Annotated in this window: 13 protein-coding genes; 6 read left to right on the top strand and 7 right to left on the bottom strand. The window is 73.0% G+C overall.

Translation table 11 applies throughout. The features are described 5' to 3' along the window. Positions 1-73: 73 nt before the first annotated feature. Complete coding sequence (locus tag ACLHRZ_RS16330) at positions 74-1414, bottom strand: PrsW family intramembrane metalloprotease (protein ID WP_490419143.1); 1341 nt, start codon at positions 1412-1414, stop codon at positions 74-76. A 50-nt stretch (positions 1415-1464) separates the two neighbouring features. Next, complete coding sequence (trmB, locus tag ACLHRZ_RS16335; RefSeq protein WP_490419144.1) at positions 1465-2283, bottom strand: tRNA (guanosine(46)-N7)-methyltransferase TrmB; 819 nt, start codon at positions 2281-2283, stop codon at positions 1465-1467. Between the two features lie 276 nt (positions 2284-2559). On the opposite strand from trmB, the gene ACLHRZ_RS16340 reads away from it, so the two are divergent. Further along, a complete protein-coding gene (locus ACLHRZ_RS16340) occupies positions 2560-3513 on the top strand; it encodes a glycoside hydrolase family 16 protein (protein WP_490419145.1) in 954 nt (317 codons plus the stop codon). Between the two features lie 58 nt (positions 3514-3571). On the opposite strand, the gene lhgO is transcribed toward ACLHRZ_RS16340, so the two are convergent. Together lhgO and ACLHRZ_RS16350 are read right to left on the bottom strand one after the other, a co-directional pair. Continuing rightward, positions 3572-4792, bottom strand: coding sequence for an L-2-hydroxyglutarate oxidase (lhgO, locus tag ACLHRZ_RS16345; RefSeq protein ID WP_490419146.1), 1221 nt, complete (start codon positions 4790-4792; stop codon positions 3572-3574). A 190-nt stretch (positions 4793-4982) separates the two neighbouring features. Then, positions 4983-6476 (bottom strand): NsdA family TPR-like regulatory protein, encoded by a 1494-nt coding sequence (locus ACLHRZ_RS16350; RefSeq protein WP_490419147.1) that lies wholly within the window; start codon positions 6474-6476, stop codon positions 4983-4985. Positions 6477-7249: 773 nt separating this feature from the next. Between ACLHRZ_RS16350 and ACLHRZ_RS16355 the strand changes: the two genes are divergently transcribed. Continuing rightward, complete coding sequence (locus tag ACLHRZ_RS16355) at positions 7250-9385, top strand: asparagine synthase-related protein (protein ID WP_490419148.1); 2136 nt, start codon at positions 7250-7252, stop codon at positions 9383-9385. Positions 9386-9608: 223 nt separating this feature from the next. After that, positions 9609-10460 carry a pentapeptide repeat-containing protein gene (locus tag ACLHRZ_RS16360; RefSeq protein WP_490419149.1) on the top strand — a complete coding sequence of 284 codons (852 nt, stop codon included), beginning with the start codon at positions 9609-9611 and terminating at the stop codon, positions 10458-10460. A gap of 86 nt (positions 10461-10546) precedes the next feature. Here ACLHRZ_RS16360 and ACLHRZ_RS16365 read toward each other — a convergent pair whose 3' ends face one another. Further along, entirely contained in the window at positions 10547-12526 is a 1980-nt protein-coding gene (locus tag ACLHRZ_RS16365) for a sigma-70 family RNA polymerase sigma factor (protein WP_490419150.1), read from the bottom strand. 217 nt (positions 12527-12743) lie between these two features. Continuing rightward, entirely contained in the window at positions 12744-13580 is an 837-nt protein-coding gene (locus ACLHRZ_RS16370) for a TetR/AcrR family transcriptional regulator (protein ID WP_490419151.1), read from the bottom strand. Positions 13581-13959: 379 nt separating this feature from the next. Here ACLHRZ_RS16370 and ACLHRZ_RS16375 point away from each other — a divergent pair, with 379 nt between their 5' ends. Further along, positions 13960-15306, top strand: a complete 1347-nt coding sequence (locus ACLHRZ_RS16375; RefSeq protein WP_490419152.1) for an NAD(P)/FAD-dependent oxidoreductase — start codon at positions 13960-13962, stop codon at positions 15304-15306. A gap of 265 nt (positions 15307-15571) precedes the next feature. Beyond that, positions 15572-17284: an ATP-binding SpoIIE family protein phosphatase gene (locus ACLHRZ_RS16380; protein WP_490419153.1), complete on the top strand. Its 1713-nt coding sequence runs from the start codon at positions 15572-15574 to the stop codon at positions 17282-17284. A gap of 104 nt (positions 17285-17388) precedes the next feature. Here ACLHRZ_RS16380 and ACLHRZ_RS16385 read toward each other — a convergent pair whose 3' ends face one another. Continuing rightward, on the bottom strand, positions 17389-18696 hold the full coding sequence (locus tag ACLHRZ_RS16385; RefSeq protein WP_490419166.1) for an MFS transporter: 1308 nt from the start codon (positions 18694-18696) through the stop codon (positions 17389-17391). Between the two features lie 126 nt (positions 18697-18822). Between ACLHRZ_RS16385 and ACLHRZ_RS16390 the strand changes: the two genes are divergently transcribed. Next, positions 18823-19371: a MarR family winged helix-turn-helix transcriptional regulator gene (locus tag ACLHRZ_RS16390; RefSeq protein WP_490419154.1), complete on the top strand. Its 549-nt coding sequence runs from the start codon at positions 18823-18825 to the stop codon at positions 19369-19371. Positions 19372-19565: the final 194 nt, after the last annotated feature.

The raw sequence follows: 19565 nt of genomic DNA on the forward strand, positions 1-19565 counted from the left end.
TGCAGCCATTCCTTCCCGAGGCAGGAGCAGAACGTGCCTGCGCACCGGGGGGCTCATTACCCGTACACCGTGGTCAACGCGGCGGCCACCCCGCCCCGTACGCCCCCGGCCACCCCCAAGGCGCCGCCCCCGCCCCGTACGGCATGGGCGCCACCGGGCCCGCCGCAACCCCCACCCCCGCCGCCAAAGCCAGCGCCGGCTGGGCGACCTCCCTCCGCACCCACAAGTGGTGCAGCAACTCCTGCTCCCGCACCCCGAAATCCCCCAGCCCCACCCCCCGGTACGCGCGCTGGCGCAGGAACGCCAGAGAAGTCGCGAAGGATATGTACTCCGCCACGACGCGCGCCGCCGGGGCGCCGCCCTGGCGGCGGGCCGTGTCGCGGGCTATGCCTCGGGCGCGCATCGAGGAGAGGGCCAGTGGCTCCGGCCATGTCAGCCAGCCCGCCGCCTGGTACGCAGGCAAGTGGGTGCGGATCGTGCGGAGTTCGTTCTGGCGGGACCAGATCGTCAGCCACGTCAGGAGGCCGAAGACCGGGACCATGAACAGGGCGTAGACGGCCAGGAAGCCCAGGCCGGGCAGGCTCGCCGAGCCGTTCCAGATGCCGTGCAGGGTCATGGCCGTCAGGAGGCCCAGGACGGGGACGGCGATCCTCAGCGCTCGTCGGCGCGGCGCGAGCGACGCCGCTATGCCGAAGCCCACGCCCGTCATCGACGTGAAGAGGGGGTGCGCGAAGGGGGACATCAGCACGCGCACGAAGAACGTCGCCGCCGTCGTCGACGGCAACCCCTCGTGGCCGAAGCTCTGGTCGGAGGCGAAGGCGTTGCCGAGGTAGAGGATGTTCTCGGTGAAGGCGAAGCCCGTGGCCGTGAGGCCGGCGAAGACGACGCCGTCGAGGAGGCCGTTGAAGTCGCGGCGGCGGAAGACGAAGAGGAGGAGGACGGCTGCCGCCTTCGCGCTCTCCTCCACCACCGGGGCCACGAACGTGGCGCCCCATCCCGCGGCCCTCGCGCGGTCGGCGACGTCGATGGTGTTCATGAGCCACTTCGTCGCGAAGCCGTTCGCGAGGATCGCGACGAGGGTGGCCGCGCAGGAGCCCCATGCGAAGGCGAAGGCCAGGTTGCGCCAGGGTTTGGGCTCGACGCGGTCCATCCAGCGGAAGGCCGCTATCAGCAGCGGCACGGGCAGGACGGCCAGGCCGAGGCCGACGAGGAAGCCCTCCGTGCCGGTCTGCTCGCGCACCAGGGCCAGGATGATCAGGCCGCAGAGCGCGAGCAGGAGGATCAGTCCGCCCGCGCGGACCGCCTTGTTGTCCCAGAGGGTGTCCCACAGGGCCCGGCGGGGCCGGTAGTGCCGGACACCCCCCGGCGGGGGCTGGGGCGGCTGCTGCGGGTACGGGGGCAGGGACTCATGCACCCATTGACCCTAACGAAGGTGCCACCCCGTGGGACGCCCCTGCGACCCCTCTACGACGCCTTGCGGCGGAACAGCAGGTCGTGGACCACGTGGCCCTTGTCCAGGCCCTGGCCCTCGAAGCGGGTCAGCGGGCGGAACTCCGGGCGCGGGGCGAAGCCGCCGTCGGCCTGGGTGTTCTCGAACTCCGGCGCCGCCGCCAGGACTTCCAGCATCTGCTCCGCGTACGGCTCCCAGTCCGTCGCGCAGTGCAGCAGCGCACCCGGCGCGAGACGTGTCGCGGCCAGGCTCAGGAACTCCGGCTGGATCAGGCGGCGCTTGTGGTGGCGCTTCTTGGGCCAGGGGTCCGGGAAGTAGACGCGGATGCCGGCGAGGGAGTCGGGGGCGAGCATCTCGCGGAGGAGGATGATCGCGTCGCCGTTCGCCACGCGGACGTTGGTGAGGCCGTTGCGCTCGGCGAGGTTCAGCAGGTTGCCCTGGCCGGGGGTGTGGACGTCGCAGGCCAGGATGCCGGTGCCGGGGTCGGCCGCCGCCATCTGCGCCGTGGCCTCGCCCATGCCGAAGCCGATCTCCAGGACGACGGGCAGGGCCGGGTCGCCGAAGAGCTCGCCGAGGTCCAGCCGGCTGAGGCCGTCGATGTCGAGGCCCCACGTGGGCCACAGGCGGCGCAGCGCCTCGCCCTGGCCGGGCGTGACCCGGCTGCGGCGCGGCTGGAACGAGCGGATGCGACGCTCGTGGTGCGAACCCGCCGGGTCCGCCGCCGGGCCGTCGGGGAACATCGGCTCCGACCGGTCCCTGCGGGGCCGGTCCGCGTGGGCGGGGGCCTGGGCCGGGACGGGCGCGGACTGGGTGGGGGTGAGGTTCTCGGACACAGTCCTGCCAGTCTACGGGCGCGGGGTCCGGGGCGTCCCGGGTCATTGGGCCCGGACCGGGCGACGGAGCCCGGCTGCGGACACAGGCGGACAGCCGCACGGGGCACTCGGAGCCGGGCTCGCCGTGTCGGCACCCAAAGTCTGATATGTCAGCTTTTACGATCCTTCTCGTTCGGCCCGCCAGGGCGCACGCACCCGCACGAGACGGACATCCGCATGAGACCGCGCACGAGATCGCGTACGAGAACGGGCACGAGATCACGCACGACATCGCGTATGACAGCACGCTCGACGTCGCGTACGAGACGGAATACGGAACGGCATACGAGACGGCGCACCGGACCGCGCCTCCTGCCCGCTGCCGCCCGGCTCTCGGCGCTGACGCTTCTCGTCACCGCCGGCCTGCTCTCCGGCTGCCACGTCGGGCAGCCCGCCGCCGGCTCCCGCGACGACGCCGCCGCCCCGCGCGAGCGCGGCGACTGGCGGCTCGTCTGGGCGGACGAGTTCCGCGGGCCCGCCTACCGAGGGCCCGACCCCGCCAAATGGAGCTTCGACCGCGGCGCCGAACCGCAGTGGGGCAACCACGAGTGGGAGTACTACACCGACCGGCACGAGAACGTGTCCCTGGACGGCGACGGCCATCTCGTGATCAGCGCGCGGCGTGAACGGCTGCCGTGGATGCACTGCACGGTCGGGCCCTGCGACATCACCTCCGGGCGGATCACGACCAAGGGCAGGTTCTCCCAGGCCTACGGGCGCTTCGAGGCGCGGATCAAGGTCCCGAAGGGCAAGGGGATGTGGCCCGCCTTCTGGATGCTCGGGGCCAACGTCGACCGGGTCGCCTGGCCCGGGAACGGCGAGATCGACGTGATGGAGGTGCTCGGGCACCAGCCGTGCACCGTGCACGGAGCAGTGCACGGCCCCGGGTACGTGGCGAAGGGGCTCGAACAGCACCTGAGCCTGCACGGGGGGAGCCTGTCCGACGACTTCCACACGTACCGGGTGGACTGGAGCCCGGGGAAGGTGACGTGGCTGCTGGACGGCAAGGCGTACGGGACGGCCCGGTCGGGGCAGCTGCGGCGGGGGCAGCGGTGGGTGTTCGACCACCCGCACTATCTGCTGCTCAACCTCGCGGTCGGCGGGGACTGGCCCGGTGCGCCGGACGGGGGAACTCCGTTCCCCAACCAGATGGTGGTCGACTACGTGCGGGTCTACGCGCCTGCGCGGTGAGTACTGGGTGTCAGCCGCGGGTCGGTTGTGGTTGCTCGCGCAGTTCCCCGCGCCCCTTTCAGGGGCGCCCCTGAAGCTGCTCCAGCACCCTCCGCGCCACCTCGCGCCCGATCGGCAGCGACGCCGTCGCCGCCGGCGACGGGGCGTTCAGTACGTGCACCATCCGCGGCGACTCCGCGAACAGGAAGTCGTCCACCAGCGTCCCGTCCCGCAGCACCGCCTGGGCCCGGACCCCGGACGGGGCCGGTATCAGGTCGTCCTCCGTCACCTCCGGGAGGAGGCGCCGCACCGCCTCCGTGAAGGCGCGCTTCGACAGGGAGCGCTGCACCTCGCCCGCCCCGTACCGCCAGTGGCGCCTTGCTGTCCGCCAGGTGCCGGGGTAGGCGAGCGTCCCCGCCAGCTCCGACGGGCGCACCACATGCCAGGCGTAGCCCTCGCGCGCGAGAGCGGGCACCGCGTTCGGACCCACGTGCACATGGCCCTCGATGCCGCGGGTGAGGTGGACGCCCAAGAACGGGAAGGCCGGGTCCGGCACCGGGTAGACCAGGCCGCGGACCAGGTCCGCACGGTCCGGGCGCAGCTCGAAGTACTCGCCGCGGAACGGGACGATCCGCGCCCCCGGATCGTCGCCCGCCATCCGGGCCACCGCATCACTGTGCAGCCCCGCGCAGTTGACCAGGGCCCGCGCCCGCAGCACCTCGCCCTGCGCCGTGCGCACCGCGACCGCCGCGCCGCGTCGGCCGATCACGCGCACCTTCGCGCCGTACCGCACGGACGCCCCCGCATCCTCCGCGAGTGCGGCCAGCCGCTCCGCCACCGCGCCGAAGTCGCACACGCCCGTCGTGCCGACGTGGATGGCGCCGAGGCCCCGCACCCGCGGCTCGTACTCCGCGAGCTGGGCGCGGCCCAGCTCGCGGACGGGGATGCCGTTCTCCCGGCCGCGCTGGACCAGGGCGTGCAGGCGGGGCAGCTCCGCGTGCTCCGTGGCGACGATCAGCTTGCCCGTGACCTCGTGCGGCAGGCCGTGCTCGGCGCAGAACTTCACCATCTCCGCGGCGCCCTGCACCGCGAACCTCGCCTTGAGCGAGCCGGGGCGGTAGTAGATCCCGCTGTGGATCACTCCGCTGTTGCGGCCCGTCTGGTGGCGGGCCGGCCCGCTCTCCTTCTCCAGCACGACGACGCGCGTGCCCGGCACGGTGCGCGTGAGCGCATACGCCGTCGACAGGCCCACGATCCCGCCCCCGACGACCAGCACATCGCAGTCGTACGCCGCCGCCATCACGCCACCTCCCCGCGACCGTCCCGAGTCCGAACCGTGCCCGTCCCCGCGCCCACGGTTCCCATGATGACGTGTGCCACTGACAATGGGCCGAAACCCGGTCACCGATCTTGCTGACGTACGGCCATGACCTGGGGTTCCCGCTCCGGCCTCCGTTCAATCACCCGCCGGGCGCCGGTGGGCCGCCCCGTCACGCCGGGGCGACCAGCAGCGGCCGTGCCCGCTCGCGCAGTTCGACCACCCGCGGCTCGTGGCCGTACGGCTCCAGGCGGTGCAGCAGGTCGCGCACGTACTCGGTCGTGCGCGCCGACGAGATCCGCCCGGCGACCTCCACCGCCCTCGCTCCCGCGGCGCAGGCCGCGTCCAGGTTGCCCGACTCCAGCTCGGCCACGGCCGACACCACCAGCCGCAGGCCGTGCGAGCGCACGTACTCCTCCGTGGGACGGGCCAGCGCCTGTTCGGTGAAGCGCTGCACCTGGCGGGGCATGCGCAGGTCGCGGTAGCACTCGGCGGCGTCGGCGGCGAACCGCTCCTGGGTGTAGAAGTCGAGCCAGGACGGGTCCGCGTCGCCCGGGCGGGACCGCTCCAGCCAGCCCTCGGCGGCCTTGAGCGCCGCCCCGCAGGCGGCCGCGTCCCCCGCTTTCGCGTGGGCGCGCGCCTCGACCAGCCGGAAGAAGCTCATGGCGCGGGCCGTGGCCAGGCCGCGGTTGCGTTCGAGGGCGGCCTGTGCGAGGTCCACGCCCTCGTCCGCGTAACCGCGGTAGGTGGCCTGCAGGCTCATCGACGCCAGCACGTAGCCGCCGAGCGGGACGTCGGCGGCCGCCCGGGCCAGGCGCAGCGCCTGGATGTAGTAGCGCTGTGCGGCCTCCTGTTGGCCGGTGTCGAAGGCCATCCACCCGGCGAGCCGGGTGAGTTCGGCGGAGGCGCCGAACAGGGCGCGGCCGACCTCGTCGCTGTACGAACCGAGCAGCAATGGTGCCGCGTCCACCCGCAGGCACTCCGGAACCATCGACGAACGCCAGTCGCCGCCACCGTACTTGGAGTCCCAGCGGCGGGCCTCGTCCGCCGCCTCGCGCAGTTTCGTCACGTCGCTGTGGCCGACACGCTGCACTAAACCGCAGTCCGGGCCGGAACCTCCGGCGCCGGACGCACTGCCGTTGCCGCTGCTGCCGTTGCTGCTCGTCCCGCCCTCCCTGACGACCTGGAGGGGCTCGCGGGCGACCGAGCTGTCGGCAGGGGATATCAGCCAGCGCGAGGCGGGCGTGGAGTACGCGCTGACGGAGAAGGAACCGGCCAGGCTCTGCCAAATGCCCCCGCCTGCACGGCGACCGGCGAGATCCAGCCGGTAGAGCTCGGTGGCACTGCGCACTGCCTGGCCGACATCGCGCGGAAAAGAGAGCCCCACCTCCGGCGCGGGATCGGCGTCGGCGAGGCCGATTTCGTGCAGTGGGACCGGGCGGCCGAGCTTGCCCGCTATCGCGGCGGCGATCAGATGGGGGGCGGCGCCCTGCGGGACCATGCCCTTGGACACCCAGCGGGCGACGGAGGTCTTGTCGTAGCGAAGGGTCAAACCCCGCTGCGCACCAAGGTCGTTGACCCGTCGGGCCAGGCCGGCGTTGCTGATCCCTGCGAGGGCGAGAACGGTGCCCAGCTTCTCGTTCGGTCCGCGCGGCTCCCTGGACATGCGCACCCCTCGACGACACGGCGCCCGCCCCGGCATAGGCACGGGGCATTCGTAAACCCAGCGTAGTTCCCCGCATCCCGACCGTTAAGAGGTGTTGTCCCGGATGGCGAGATTCAGGCCCGTATGTGCGTGCATCGAGGGGCACGTGCTCCGGTTGTGTGTGGCCGTGCGCCCGCCGTGCGCTCTGTCCGCGCCATTGCGGGAGCGGTTCCATGGAGGAGCGTGGGTTGGCCCGCTGCAATTGGATCCAGTGGGCTGGGGGAAGCCGCCGCCTCATTCCCCGCGGGCGGCGGAACGGTCCGGGAGGTGGTCAGCGCCTCCCGGACTGTCACATTACGGGCCTGTCGGACATCTGCCGGACCTCCGTCCGGACGCGGGCCTGCGACGTCCCGGATGCCCTCGTGCGGCGGCGCACGGCGGCCATCGCCTTGCGCAGCACGGCAGTCGGTGCCGTACCGGTGCCGCCTGTGGAAGCACTTGCCCGAGTGCGCCCCCCTGAATCCCCGATAAGCGGACGGCCCGATTTTGGCCGGAACCGACCGCACCGGGCGTTCGGGGACACGCGCGTACGAGTGCGGGCGCGGCCTCTACCCGTGGCAGCATGGCCCGTGCACGGCCGTGACGGTGCGGTACTTCACCCCGCTTTCAGGCGAGTTGGCAGCCGCGCTGCATTACAGGTGCGTCCAGGTGTCGTCTTCCGGATGTCGAAACCGCCGCTTCGCTGTGCATGATGACTGCTACCTGTTGGTTGTCCACAGCCTGTGGAGGCGGCAATGCGCTGGTTGGTGGGGTGGAGCTGCACCGCCTCCGGAGCCGGGAACGGGGCCGCGCCGCACGAGACCGAGGCGGGACCGGTGCAGCCCGTGGGCGCCCAACTCCTGTGGGACGGACCGGCTCCGCTGTGGGCCGTCGGCGACTGGCGGCCCGACGAGATCCGGGTCGTCCACGCCGGGGCCTCCCTCACCCGCCTCGCCGTGCTCGGCCGGTGCGGCGCGAGCGACGACGCCCTGCGCAGCGGACTGCTCGCCGCCCGCGGCGGCGCACTGCGGCATCTGACCGCCTGGCCCGGCAGTTACACCGCCGTCGCCCAGGTCGGCCGCCGCCTGACCGTCGTCGGCGACCTGGCCGGCGCCCGGCCCGTCTTCCACACCTCCTGGGCCGGCGGCACCGCCTACGCCACCGCCGCGCTCCCGCTCGCCGACCTCGTCGAGGCCCAGCTCGACGTCGGGCACCTCGCCGCGCTGCTCGCCTGCCCCGACTCCCCGGAGGCGCTCGGCGACGGCACCCCCTACGCGGGCGTGCGGCGCATGCCCCCGGGACACGCGCTCGTGTTGCGCGACGGCGCGCGGGAGGTCACCGGCTACGAACCCCAGGCATCGTTGGCCGTCGCCGCCCCCCAACTCGGCATCGAACAGGCGGTGTCGGGCGTGCGGGACGCGCTCGTCGAGGCTGTACGGGCCCGGTTCGCCGCTCCGCGGCACGCTCCCGCGTACCCCTTCGGCGACCGTGACCGCGACCGCGACCCCGGGCCCGTACCCGGCATGGGCCCCACCTTCCGGCGCACCGCGCGCGGCAGCGGGCCGGCCCCCGGGATCGGCGCGGACCTCTCCGGCGGCAGCGCCTCCGCGACGCTCGCCCTGCTCGCCGCCGGGCTGCCCGGCATGCCCGGCACACCGCTCGGACACGGCAGCGGCACCGGCGAGCGCCTCCTGGCCGTCACCTTCAACGACCTGACCGGCGGCCCCGTCCGCACCCGCGAGGCCGAGCTCGAACGCGCCCGCACCCTCGCCGCGAACCCGCGGCTGCACCACGTGGTCGTCGCTGCCGGTGCCGAGGCCCTCCCGTACGCCGAGCTCGACCGCGGCCCGCTGACCGATGAGCCGGGCCCCTCGCTCGTCACCGCCGAACGTCACCGCCGACGACTGGCGGCCGGCAGTGCGGACCACTTCGTCGGACACGGCGCCCGACAAGTACTTGACGCTCATCCGGCACGTCTGGCCGACCTGTTGATGGACCGCCGCAGGCGTCACCTGCTCCGGCCGGTCTCCGCACTGGCCCGCGCCGACGGTCCCTCCGCACACTCGCTCTTCGTCCCGTTCACCGTCTACCGGGCGGCACGGCGACTGGCGCGGATGACGTACCGGGAAGGACTGGAAGAGGCAGCAGCACGGCTGCTCCGGCCGACGGGAGCGGCGGGCCCCGGCAGCGGGACGCCGGGAGCCGTCGACGCCTCGCTCGCCGCGCTCACCTGGGTACGGCCCGGACCGGCCGCACGCTGGCTGACCGGAGAGGCCCTCGCCGAAGTATCGGTTCGCCTGCACGGCACGGCCGTCCGTCCCGCAGCACTGCAGCAACGCCCCGGCGAACGGCGCGCCGCGGCCGCTCTCGCCCGCTATGCGGCGGACCACCGCGTCTTCGAACAGGCCACGGAGATCCGCGGCCAGCGACTGCACACCCCCTTCCTCGACAACCAGGTCGTACGGGCCTGCCGCGCGCTCCCCGAGGCGCTCCGGGTACAGCCAGGGGCGCGCGCCTCGGTCCTGCGCGCGGTCCTGGCCGGTGCCGGAATACGGGACCTGCCGGTCGGCTGGGGCGCCACCTCCCACGCCTCCCACGCGGCGGCCGTGCGCGCCGGGCTCCACACCTCCCTCAGCTCGCTGCTCGCCCTCTTCGACACCCCGCTCCTCGCGGACGCGGGACTGGTCGAGGCCCGCGTCGTCCGCAGTGCGCTGCGCGGGGCGGCGGGCGGGGAGGCGCTGCCCCTGGACGGCCTCGCTGACCTGGTCTCCATGGAGCTGTGGCTGCGCCGCCTGCTCGCGCGCCGCGGCACCTGCTGGACGGGCCCGTCCGCGCCCCGGCAGCGCGCCGTGGCGGGCGGGGTGACGGTGACCCCGAGGCCCGGGATTTGACGCCGGTCCCAGAATGGAAGGTGCGGCCGCCGGGCGGCCGTGGGATTCACGGGGAACAGGGACAGGAACGGGAACAGTGTCCGAGAGACGTGCGGAGAAACGTCCGGAGCGTCCGGAGCGACGGCGCCCGGAGCGCCCGGCGAAGCGGGGCGGGAAGCAGCGTTCTGGGCGCTCGGAGCGTCCGGAACATCCGGAACGTCAGGAGAAACGTTTCCTGGAGCGTGTGGACCGGCGCGCGGACCACAGGACGGCCCCCGAAGCCGACCGGACCGCGCTCGCCGTCCTGCAGGGGGACTGCGGCAACTGCTTCGGGCTGTGCTGCGTCGCGCTGCCGTTCGTCGCCTCCGCGGACTTCGCGGTCACCAAGGACGCGGGCAAGCCCTGCTCCAACCTGCAGACGGACTTCACCTGCGGCATCCACGCCCGCCTCCGCGACAAGGGCTTCCCCGGCTGCACCGTCTACGACTGCTTCGGCGCGGGCCAGAAGGTCTCCCAGGACACCTTCGGCGGACGCGACTGGCGGCAGGACCGGGGGACCGCTGAGCAGATGTTCGCGGTCTTCCCCGTCGTACGGCAGCTGCACGAACTGCTCTGGTACCTGACGGAAGCGCTGACGCTTCCGGCCGCCCGGCCGGTGCACGCCGACCTCCGCACGCTGCTCGCCACGACCGAGCGGCTCGCCGGACAGAGCCCCGAGGCGCTGCGCGAGCTGGACGTCGCGGCCCACCGGCAGGACGTCAACGTACTGCTGCTGCGCACCAGCGAGCTGGTGCGGGGAGCGATGGGCCGGAAGGCGAAGAACCACCGCGGAGCGGACCTCATGGGCGCCCGCCTGAAGGGCGCCGACCTCCGCGGTGCCAATCTGCGCGGCGCCTACCTCATCGCCGCGGACCTCACGGGCGCGGACCTGCGCAGCGCGGACCTCATCGGGGCGGACCTGCGCGATGCGAATCTCTCCGGCGCGGATCTGACCGGCGCCTTCTTCCTCACCCAGCCGCAGCTGAACGCGGCCAAGGGCGACGCGGCGACGAAGCTGCCGGGCGGGCTGGTGCGGCCGGGGCACTGGGGGGCGTAGACGCCCGCGCACCATAGGGGCGCGGGACTCTGCTCAATATGCGGCTCCGTCGCGTGGGCGCGAGCAACCACGGCCGACCGGACTGCTCAGTCACACGTCAGTCTCCCCAACGCCCAATCCGCAACGGCGGCCCGGTCGGCCGCCGAAACCGGCTCAACGGTCAGCCGGATCGTCTGCCGGCCCGTCAGCGGCACACGCACCGGGACGCCCGGATCCCCGCCTCGCACCACCCCGGAGTTCCACAGGCGCTCGCCGTCCGCGTACACGGAGAACCGGACCGCACCGAACCCCATCGTCATGTCGTCGACGCCTGCCACCGCGTCGAACGTCCGGCAGGACCGGTTCAGTTCGATGGCCACCGACGAGTCCGCGTGCACGCTCACCCCGTCGCGGTACTCCCTGCCGCCGACCCGCAGGCCCTGGCGCTGCCACAGCCAGTCGCTGTCGGCCAGCCGGATCTCCGGCTTGGTGCCGTCACCGATGTCCTCGTAGGTCAGCCCGTCGAGCCGGTGGACCACCGGGAGCCCGGCGGGCGGGGAGGAGGGGCCGACGGAGAGCGAGGGCGTCGGGGACGGCGTGGGGCGCAACAGGGGAACCGACGGCCTGGCGCTCGGCGTCGCCCGGGGCGTGGCGGATGCCGAGGCACGCGCCCGCTCGGCACGCGACGACGGCGTCGAGGACGGGCGCACCGCGGGCGCCATCGCCACGGATCCCCACGTCGGGCTCGGCGACGGCCGCTCCGGCGGCTCCGACTCGGGTGCCGGCATCGCCGGAGCGGCCGTCGCCGCCCGGACGGCCCGAGGGCTCTCCGCCGGTGCGGGTGAACCGCCCACCAGCGCGTACGCCATCACACCGCCCGCGGTGAGCACGGCCCCGACCGCAATGCCGAGCTTCAGCGACGCCGCCGCGCCACTCCCCGAACCCGCGCCCGACCCCGCACTGCTCCCGCCGGCCGCCGAGGCCGACGCCGCGGCGCCCGTCGCACCTGCTGCACCCGCCGCAAGCCCCGCCGCGGCCTTGAGCGAATACCCCGCCGCGAACCAGCCGACGACCGCCACCGGCAGCAGCGACCGCAGCCGTGCGTTGACGTCCGCGACCTCCAGCGCGGCCGTGCGGCACCGCGCACAGCTCTCCAGGTGCCTGCGCATCCCGCGCTCGGCCCGCGTCCGCAGCCGGCCCCGCGCGTAGGCGCCGAGCCGGTCGGCGTACTGCGCGCAGTCGCCGCCGGAGGTGAGCGAGGTGCTCACGTGGGCCTGCAGATAGGCCTGTTTGAGCCCCTCGCGGGCGCGGAGCGCGAGGACGGCCGTCGCATTGGCCGACAGCCCCAGCAGCGGAGCCACCTCGCTCGGCGGCTCCTCCTCCACGGTGGTGTGCCACAGCACCGTCTGCCACCGCTCCGGCAGGCTGCGGAACGCCTGCACGGCCAGCGACTCCTCGGCCTCTTGCATGGCCCGTACGTCCGCGCCGAGATCGAGCGTGTCCTCGTCGGCGGCGCTCGGCCTGCGCTCGGCGGACGAGGAGAAGACCGCGAAATCCTCGACCAGTTGCTCCCGCTTGACCGTCCGCGCCCAGGCCGCCGCGACCCGGCGCACGGTGGTCAGCAGATACGCGCGGACCGCCGTCTCCGGTCCCGCCCCGCCCTGCACGGCCTGCAGGGTGCGGGCGAACACCTCGTGGGTGAGGTCCTCCGCGGTGTGCTCGTCACGGCAGCACGTCCTGGCGTAGCGGCGGACCGCATCGGCATGGCGCCGGTACAGCTCCTCGTACGCCGTCCCCTCGCCGCTGCGCATCTGCGCGACCAGCTCCAGGTCCGACGGCGGCAGCTCCGCACCGTCCCGCTGCTGCGGAACTCCCGTGCCGGCAGCGGACGGACCGTCTGTCGACGGCCCGGGAGGCAGCGCCGGGGGAGAGAGGGCAGACCCCGAGGCGCCGGAGGAACCGGGCGGCAACGCCCGGCCCTGGCCGGGCACATGAGCCCGCTGCTCCCGATGTCCGGGCGCACGAGCATCAGGCGGTTCGTCCGCCTCGTCTCTCCCGCGCCGTTCTTCCCGCCCGTCAACTCCCATAGCGGAGGCTCCTGTACACGCCTGCACACCCGTACTCCGGGCAAGACTGGCACACAGGGGTGCATTTACGGCAGAGCCGGAACAGCAACCACTCGTCCGAGGATCACTCGCACACGAGAGCCCAGGTGCTCACCCGTTCGGGGAAGGCCGGGTGAACGGCCTTCCCCTCTTCCGAGTGCAGTGCCGATGTGCGACGGCGACGCAGGTACGCGCGCGATCACGCCACGGGACGCGAACGGAGCCCCTCGAGCAGGATGTCCAGCAGTCGCGAGGACGCCGCAGCCTGCTGCGCAGCATCCGGCAGCGAAGGCGCCGCCGTGGCTATCACCAGCAGGACGTCCGCCACCGTCACGTCGGGGCGCAGCTCACCCGCGGAGCGGGCCCGCTCCACCAGCCGGCCGACGACGTCCAGCAGGGCCGCCGCGCCTGCGTCGCTCCGCTCCTCGGCCGCGGACGGCCGCTGCTCGACCAGCCGCAGCTCGTGCAACTGACCGCCGGCGACCCCCGGCTGCCGCTGCTGCGGCACCCGCGCCCGGTCCACCGCCGACCGGTCCGCGACCTGCCGGTCGTGCACCGGCCGCTCCGGTGCGCCGGGCTGCACGTGCGGCTGCAGCCGCTCCTGGCCCGTCCGGGCCTCCTCGGACTCGACGTCCACCCCGACCCGCAGGACCTGCGGCGGGAGCAGCCGGCCCGCGCCCGACGCCACCGACGTGCGCAGGAACCGGGACAGCGCCGACCACGGCTCGTCCTCCTGCCCCAGCGCCGTCCGCGCCTGCTCGGTCAGCCGTGCCGTCTCCTCCTCGGCTATCCGCCGGACCAGGACGTCCTTGCTCGGGAACCGGCGGTACACCGTCCCCACACCGACCCGGGCCCGGCGCGCCACGTCCTCCATGGGCGCCCCGTACCCCAGCTCGCCGAAGACCTCGCGAGCCGCGCGCAGGACATGCTCGAGATTGCGCTGGGCGTCCACGCGCAGCGGCGTGTTGCGCCCGGAAGCGCCGTCAGGCGTCGCTACAGCAGCGGACGCAGACCAATGAGAGCTCTGAATGTGCATACGTTCCCCCGGTTATGACGTCTCCCCCCGGAGACTCCCCGCCCTGACTGCCGGGGCGCGTCTCGACACCCCGACGGAGTACGAACATAGTTGAGCCCCGGTCAAGAAAGAAGGGGGTAGTTCCGCACAGCCCGTCCCCGATTGGAGTACGGGCCCGGTCCGCTCCGCCTCCGCACACCCCCGCCGCCCCGCCGTAGCCCCTCTGACCTGCGCATATGTATGCCCTCAGCAGGGCGTTCGGACGGAGGGATCAGCTCCGGCACCGGTCGTACATTTCGCAGGGCCTGTGGACAAACCCCGGCCGCGGGTGCGTCATGGGTAGGAGCGCGGGGGAGGTGCAGGGCGCGAGGACCACGAAGAGGACCATGAAGGGGCAGCCTTGGCGAAGGAACCGGCGCGCATTCTGGTGGTCGGCGGCGGCTACGTGGGCATGTACACCGCACTGCGTCTCCAACGGGAGGTCAGGCGCGGCGAGGCCGAGATCGTGGTGGTCAACCCCGAGGCGTACATGACCTACCAGCCCTTCCTCCCCGAGGCCGCCGCCGGGTCCATCTCGCCCCGGCACGTCGTCGTCCCCCTGCGCCGCACCCTGGGCGACTGCGGGATCGTCGTCGGCGAGGCCACGGCCGTCGACCACGCCGCGCGTACCGCGACCGTCAAGACCCTCGCCGCCGAGGAGGAGGGCACCGGCACGGTCGACATCCCCTACGACGAACTCGTCCTCGCGCCCGGCTCCGTCTCCCGCGCCCTCCCGGTCCCCGGCCTCGCCGACCACGGCATCGGCTTCAAGACCGTCGAGGAGGCCATCGGCCTGCGCAACCACGTCCTCGAACAGATGGACATCGCCTCCTCCACCCGCGACCCCCAGGTCCGCGACGCCGCCCTCACCTTCGTCTTCGTCGGCGGCGGCTACGCGGGCGTCGAGGCCCTCGCCGAGCTGGAGGACATGGCCCGCTACGCCGCGCGCTACTACCACAACCTCCGCCCCGACGACCTGAAGTTCGTCCTCGTCGAGGCAACGGACCGGATCCTGCCCGAAGTCGGCGCGGAGATGGGCCGCTACGCCGTCCGGGAGCTCCGAGGCCGCAACATCGACGTCCGCCTCGGCACCCGGCTCGACTCCTGCGAGAACCGCATCGCCGTGCTCAGCGACGGCTCGCGCCTGCCCACCCGCACGCTCGTGTGGACCGCCGGCGTCAAACCGCACCCGGTCCTCGCCGCCACCGGCCTGCCCCTCACCGAGCGCGGCCGGCTCAGGTGCACGGCCGAGCTGCGGGTCGAAGGCGTCGAACACGCCTGGTCGGCCGGAGACGCGGCCGCCGTCCCCGACCTCACTGCCGAACGGCCCGGCACCGAGTGCGCCCCCAACGCCCAGCACGCCGTCCGCCAGGCCAGGGTCCTCGCCGGCAACGTCCTCGCCGCACTGCGCGGCAAGCCCCTCCAGGAATACCGCCACCGGTACGTCGGCTCCGTCGCCTCGCTCGGACTCCACAAGGGCGTCGCACAGGTCTACGGAAAGAAGCTCAAGGGCTATCCCGCCTGGTTCATGCACCGCGCCTATCACCTCAGCCGCGTCCCCACCGTCAACCGCAAGGCACGCATCCTCGCCGAATGGTCCCTCGCCGGACTGTTCAAACGTGAGATCGTCTCGCTCGGCTCGCTGGAACACCCCCGCGCCGAATTCGAACTCGCGGCGGGCACCGGGCGTCACCCGGAAGCGAGTTGAAGCAGGTGACATACGGCGGCAGGAGCACGGAACTCCTCCGCGTGGCCCGGCGTCTGACGGATGTCGGTCCCGTCGGCCACACTGGACGTGTGACCATGAGTGGGTTCGTGCTTGCGAAGAGTAACAATCATGAGGTTTCGGACGTTTGCTGCACTCCCCAGGGGCCCGGCCCCCGCACCGCCGACCGCGCCCCCGAGCCGGGCACACGGCTCAGCCACCCCACGTCGCCGAGCTGATCCGGAACGACTCCGCGAGGTAATCCTCAGTGAACTTCACCCGCTGGAGCGCCCGGCTCCCCGGAACACAGCGCCGAGCAGCGGCGCGCGCCGAACGCACCTCTGCCACGCCCTCACAACCCGTGCCCGCCGCGGCCGGCACGGGCGGCTCCGTCCCCGCCGCCCGCGCCGAGAGCCCGCCCGGGGCCGGCAGCGAGCCCGGCGCAGCCCCCGTCCCCGCGCTCGACGGGCTGCCCGTCCACGACATCCTCGGCAAGGTCCCCGCCCTCGTCGCCGTCGTCCACGGCCCCGACCACCGCATCGCCTACGTCAACGACGCCTACGCCGCACTCTTCGGCCCCCGCACCCCCGGCGCCCCCGCCCGCGACGCCCTCCCCGAGTTCCAGGAGCTCGGCCTGCTCCCGCTGATGGACCAGGTCCTGCGCAGCGGCAAGCCCCGCACGGTCAAGTCCCGCCGCGTGGTCACGGCCGACGCCCGGCACGGCTACTACACCTTCACCTGCTCCCCGATCCAGGTCGCCGACGGCAGCGAGCCCGGCCGCTCCGGCGTCCTCGTCTTCGCCGCCGACGTCACCGACCAGGTCGAGGCCGCCGAGCGGCTGCGCGCCAGCGAGCGCCGCCAGCGCGAGGCCGCCGTCACCCTCCAGCGCAGCCTGCTCCCCCAGGAGCTCGAACAGCCCGACGACCTCCGCGTCGCCGCCACCTACCAACCCGGCGGCAAGGACACCGCCGTCGGCGGCGACTGGTACGACGTCATCACCCTCGGCGCCGGCCGCACCGCCCTCGTCATCGGCGACGTCATGGGCCGCGGCGTCCGCGCCGCCGCCGTCATGGGACAGCTCCGCACGGCCGTACGGGCCTACGCCCGCCTCGACCTCCCGCCCCACGAGGTCCTCCAGCTCCTCGACGGCCTCGCCACCGAGATCGACGCCACCCAGATCGCCACCTGTGTATACGCCGTCCACGACCCCAATGAGGGCCGCCTCGTCTACGCCTCCGCGGGCCACCTGCCCATCCTCGTCCGCGACCCCGACGGCACGGTCCGCCGCGCCGCCGAACCCACCGGCCCCCCACTCGGCACCGGCGGCTGGCTGCACACCTCCGGCACGGTCCCGCTCGTCCCCGGCTCCAGCGCCGTCCTCTATACGGACGGCCTCGTCGAGCGGCGCGGCGAGGACATCTACGACGGCGTCGCCGCACTGGAGCGCGCCTTCGCCGGCGCCACCGGATCGCCCCAGGTCATGTGCGACCGCCTGATCCGCACCCTCGGCGTCACCGCCGAGCACGACGACGACGTCGCCGTCCTCGTCCTCCAGCACCCCGCCCGCACCGGCCACGACGCCGAGCTCTTCCACAACGCCGCACTCGAACTCCTCGGCGGCATCGAAGCCGCCCCCCGCGCCCGCGCCTTCGCCTCCGGCGTCCTCGCCAGCTGGCGCTTCCCCAACGACCTGCGTGACCTGGGCGTCCTGGCGGCCAGCGAACTCGTCGCCAACTCCCTCCAGCACGGCACGCCCCCCATGCGGCTCCGGCTGCGCCGCACCGACCGCCGCCTGATCATCGAGGTCACCGACGGCGACGACCACCTGCCGCGCCGCCGCCGAGCGGAGCCCGCCGACGAGGCCGGCCGCGGCATCTCGATCATCGCGACCATCGCCTCGTCATGGGGCTCACGGCGCACACCGGGCGGCGGCAAGGCGGTCTGGTGCGAGTTCGCGCTGCCCTCGGGACATGCGCCTTGAGTGCTCCCGCACGACGAGACGCCTGTGGCCCGGAAACTTCACGTTTCCGGGCCACAGGCGTATCAGAAGAGTGGGTACGGACACCCGCCGTACGGTCAGACCGGTCAGACGGATACGGGCATCCGGTCGTCCACGCTCTCGGCCGGCACCGAGCGCCGCACGACCGCGGTGCGCACCGGGTTGTCCTGCGCCGCCGTGAGCCGGCGGCCCAGCTGCAGCGCCAGGAGCGAGATCCCGAGCGAGCACACGACCAGCATCACGATGTACGCCGCGTACATCCCCGCACCGGCGATCAGACCGCCCGCCGCCGGACCGACCGCCATCGCCAGCTGCTTCACCAGGGCGAAGGCGGAGTTGTACTGCCCCACCATCCGCGCCGGCGCCAGGTCCGCCACCAGCGGCCCCAGGGTCGGGGCGAGCATGGACTCACCGATGCCGAACAGCGCGTACGTCGAGATCAGCAGCGCCGTCGCCACACCGTGCGCCCCCGGAACGAGCCCGGACACCCCGGCCGCGACCCACGCAACGGTCCAGATCAGCCCGACCAGCGCGATCACCCGGCTGCGCCTGCGCCGCTCGACCAGCTTCAGCACGACGAACTGCGTGAGCACGATCGCCGCCGTGTTCGCCGCAAGGGCCATGCCGAGCGTCGCGGGCGAGATCCGCGTGACCTCGACGGCGAACGCCGCGAGCCCCGACTCGAACTGCCCGTAGCAGGCGAAGAACATCACGAAGCCGAGCACCGACAGCTGCACCATGGCCCGGTCGCCCAGCAGCGTCCGCCAGCCGTTCGGAGCGTCCTGCTCGTCCCGGACGGTCGGCACCGCGTCGTCGACCCTGGGCGCCTTCGGCAGCCGCACGGTCGCCACCGTCGCACCGAGCACCAGCCACATCACGGACTCGATCGCGAACAGCCGGACGAAGCTCGACGGGTCCGAGGTGTCCACGATCTGCCCGCCGATCAGACCGCCGATGCCCAGACCGAGGTTGTTCATGAAGAACTGCATCGCGAACGCCCGCGACCGGGTGGTCGTCGTCGAGCACCACACGATCATCGTGGCCAGCGACGGCTGGATCACGGCCATGCCCGAGCCCAGCGCCGCCGCAGCGGCGACGACCAGCACCTTGCCGTCCGCAAGCCCCAGCCCCATGGACCCGATGGCGGCGACGGCACCACCCACGACGGCCACAGGCAGCGGACCCCGGCGGTCGATCACCCGGCCGGTGAAGGGCAGCACGACAAGAGCGGCCACGGCGAACGTCGCGAGCACGACGCCCGCCGTGCTCGCACCGAGATTCCGCACCTGAGACACATAGATGAACAGGAACGGAATCGTGAAGCCGTTGCCGAACGCGCTCAGCGCGTTGCCCAGCTGGATCCGACGCAGTGCTGCGCCCATCGCGGTGGTCACACTCACCCCCTAGGTGGAAGGCCGGACGTGGACGGTCCAGGCCTGAAGACTTCAACAATAAAGTTCGAAGCTAAAGAGTACACGTAGAAGGGCTTTAACGCGAATCTGTCGTGCGATACTGCGGGGATGCCCGATACACCTGGCTCGGCCGAGCCGAGCATCGAAGAGCAGATCGCTGCGTACCAGCGCGAGTTCCAGGACCTCGATCCGCAGGTGGAGAAGGTCGTCTCGGCGCTCAGCCGCCTCAACCGGCGTATGAACGTCGCCTACGGGCGCCAGACCGGCGAGCTCGGCATCAGCAACGCCGAGTGGGAGGTCCTCAAGGCCCTCGTCCTCGCGGGCTCCCCCTACCGCCTGGGCCCCGGCGACCTGGCCAAGCGGCTGGGGCTCACCCCCGCCGCGATGACCCACCGCATCGACCGGATGGTGGCGGAAGGGCTCGTCACCCGCGAGCGCGACGAGACCAACCGGGTCCGCGTCATCGTCGGCCTCACGGAAGAGGGCCGCTCCAAGTGGCTGGAGGCCATGCGCATGGCGACGGTCTTCGAGGAGGAACTGCTCCAGGACCTCTCCGGCGAGGAGCGCGGCCGGCTCGGGGAGATGCTCACCCGGCTGCTCCGCCGGGTCGAGACCACCCAGCCGGACGCGGGCGGACGGCTCCGGGACCTGGACTGAGGGGCCGGGAAGAGGCGAACGGGGTGGGAGCAGGGGCGGGTTGACACGGGTGTACCCGATGCGTAGTGTTCTCCGAGTTGCCACGGGGCCGACACGGTTCCGAGACAACAACTCACGCCTCTTGGCGGCACTCACTACCTGTACGGCCCTTGATCGGGATGGATTTCGGCGTGTCCGAATTCTGTTTCGGACTC

The organism is Streptomyces sp. AM25, assembly GCF_058146165.1.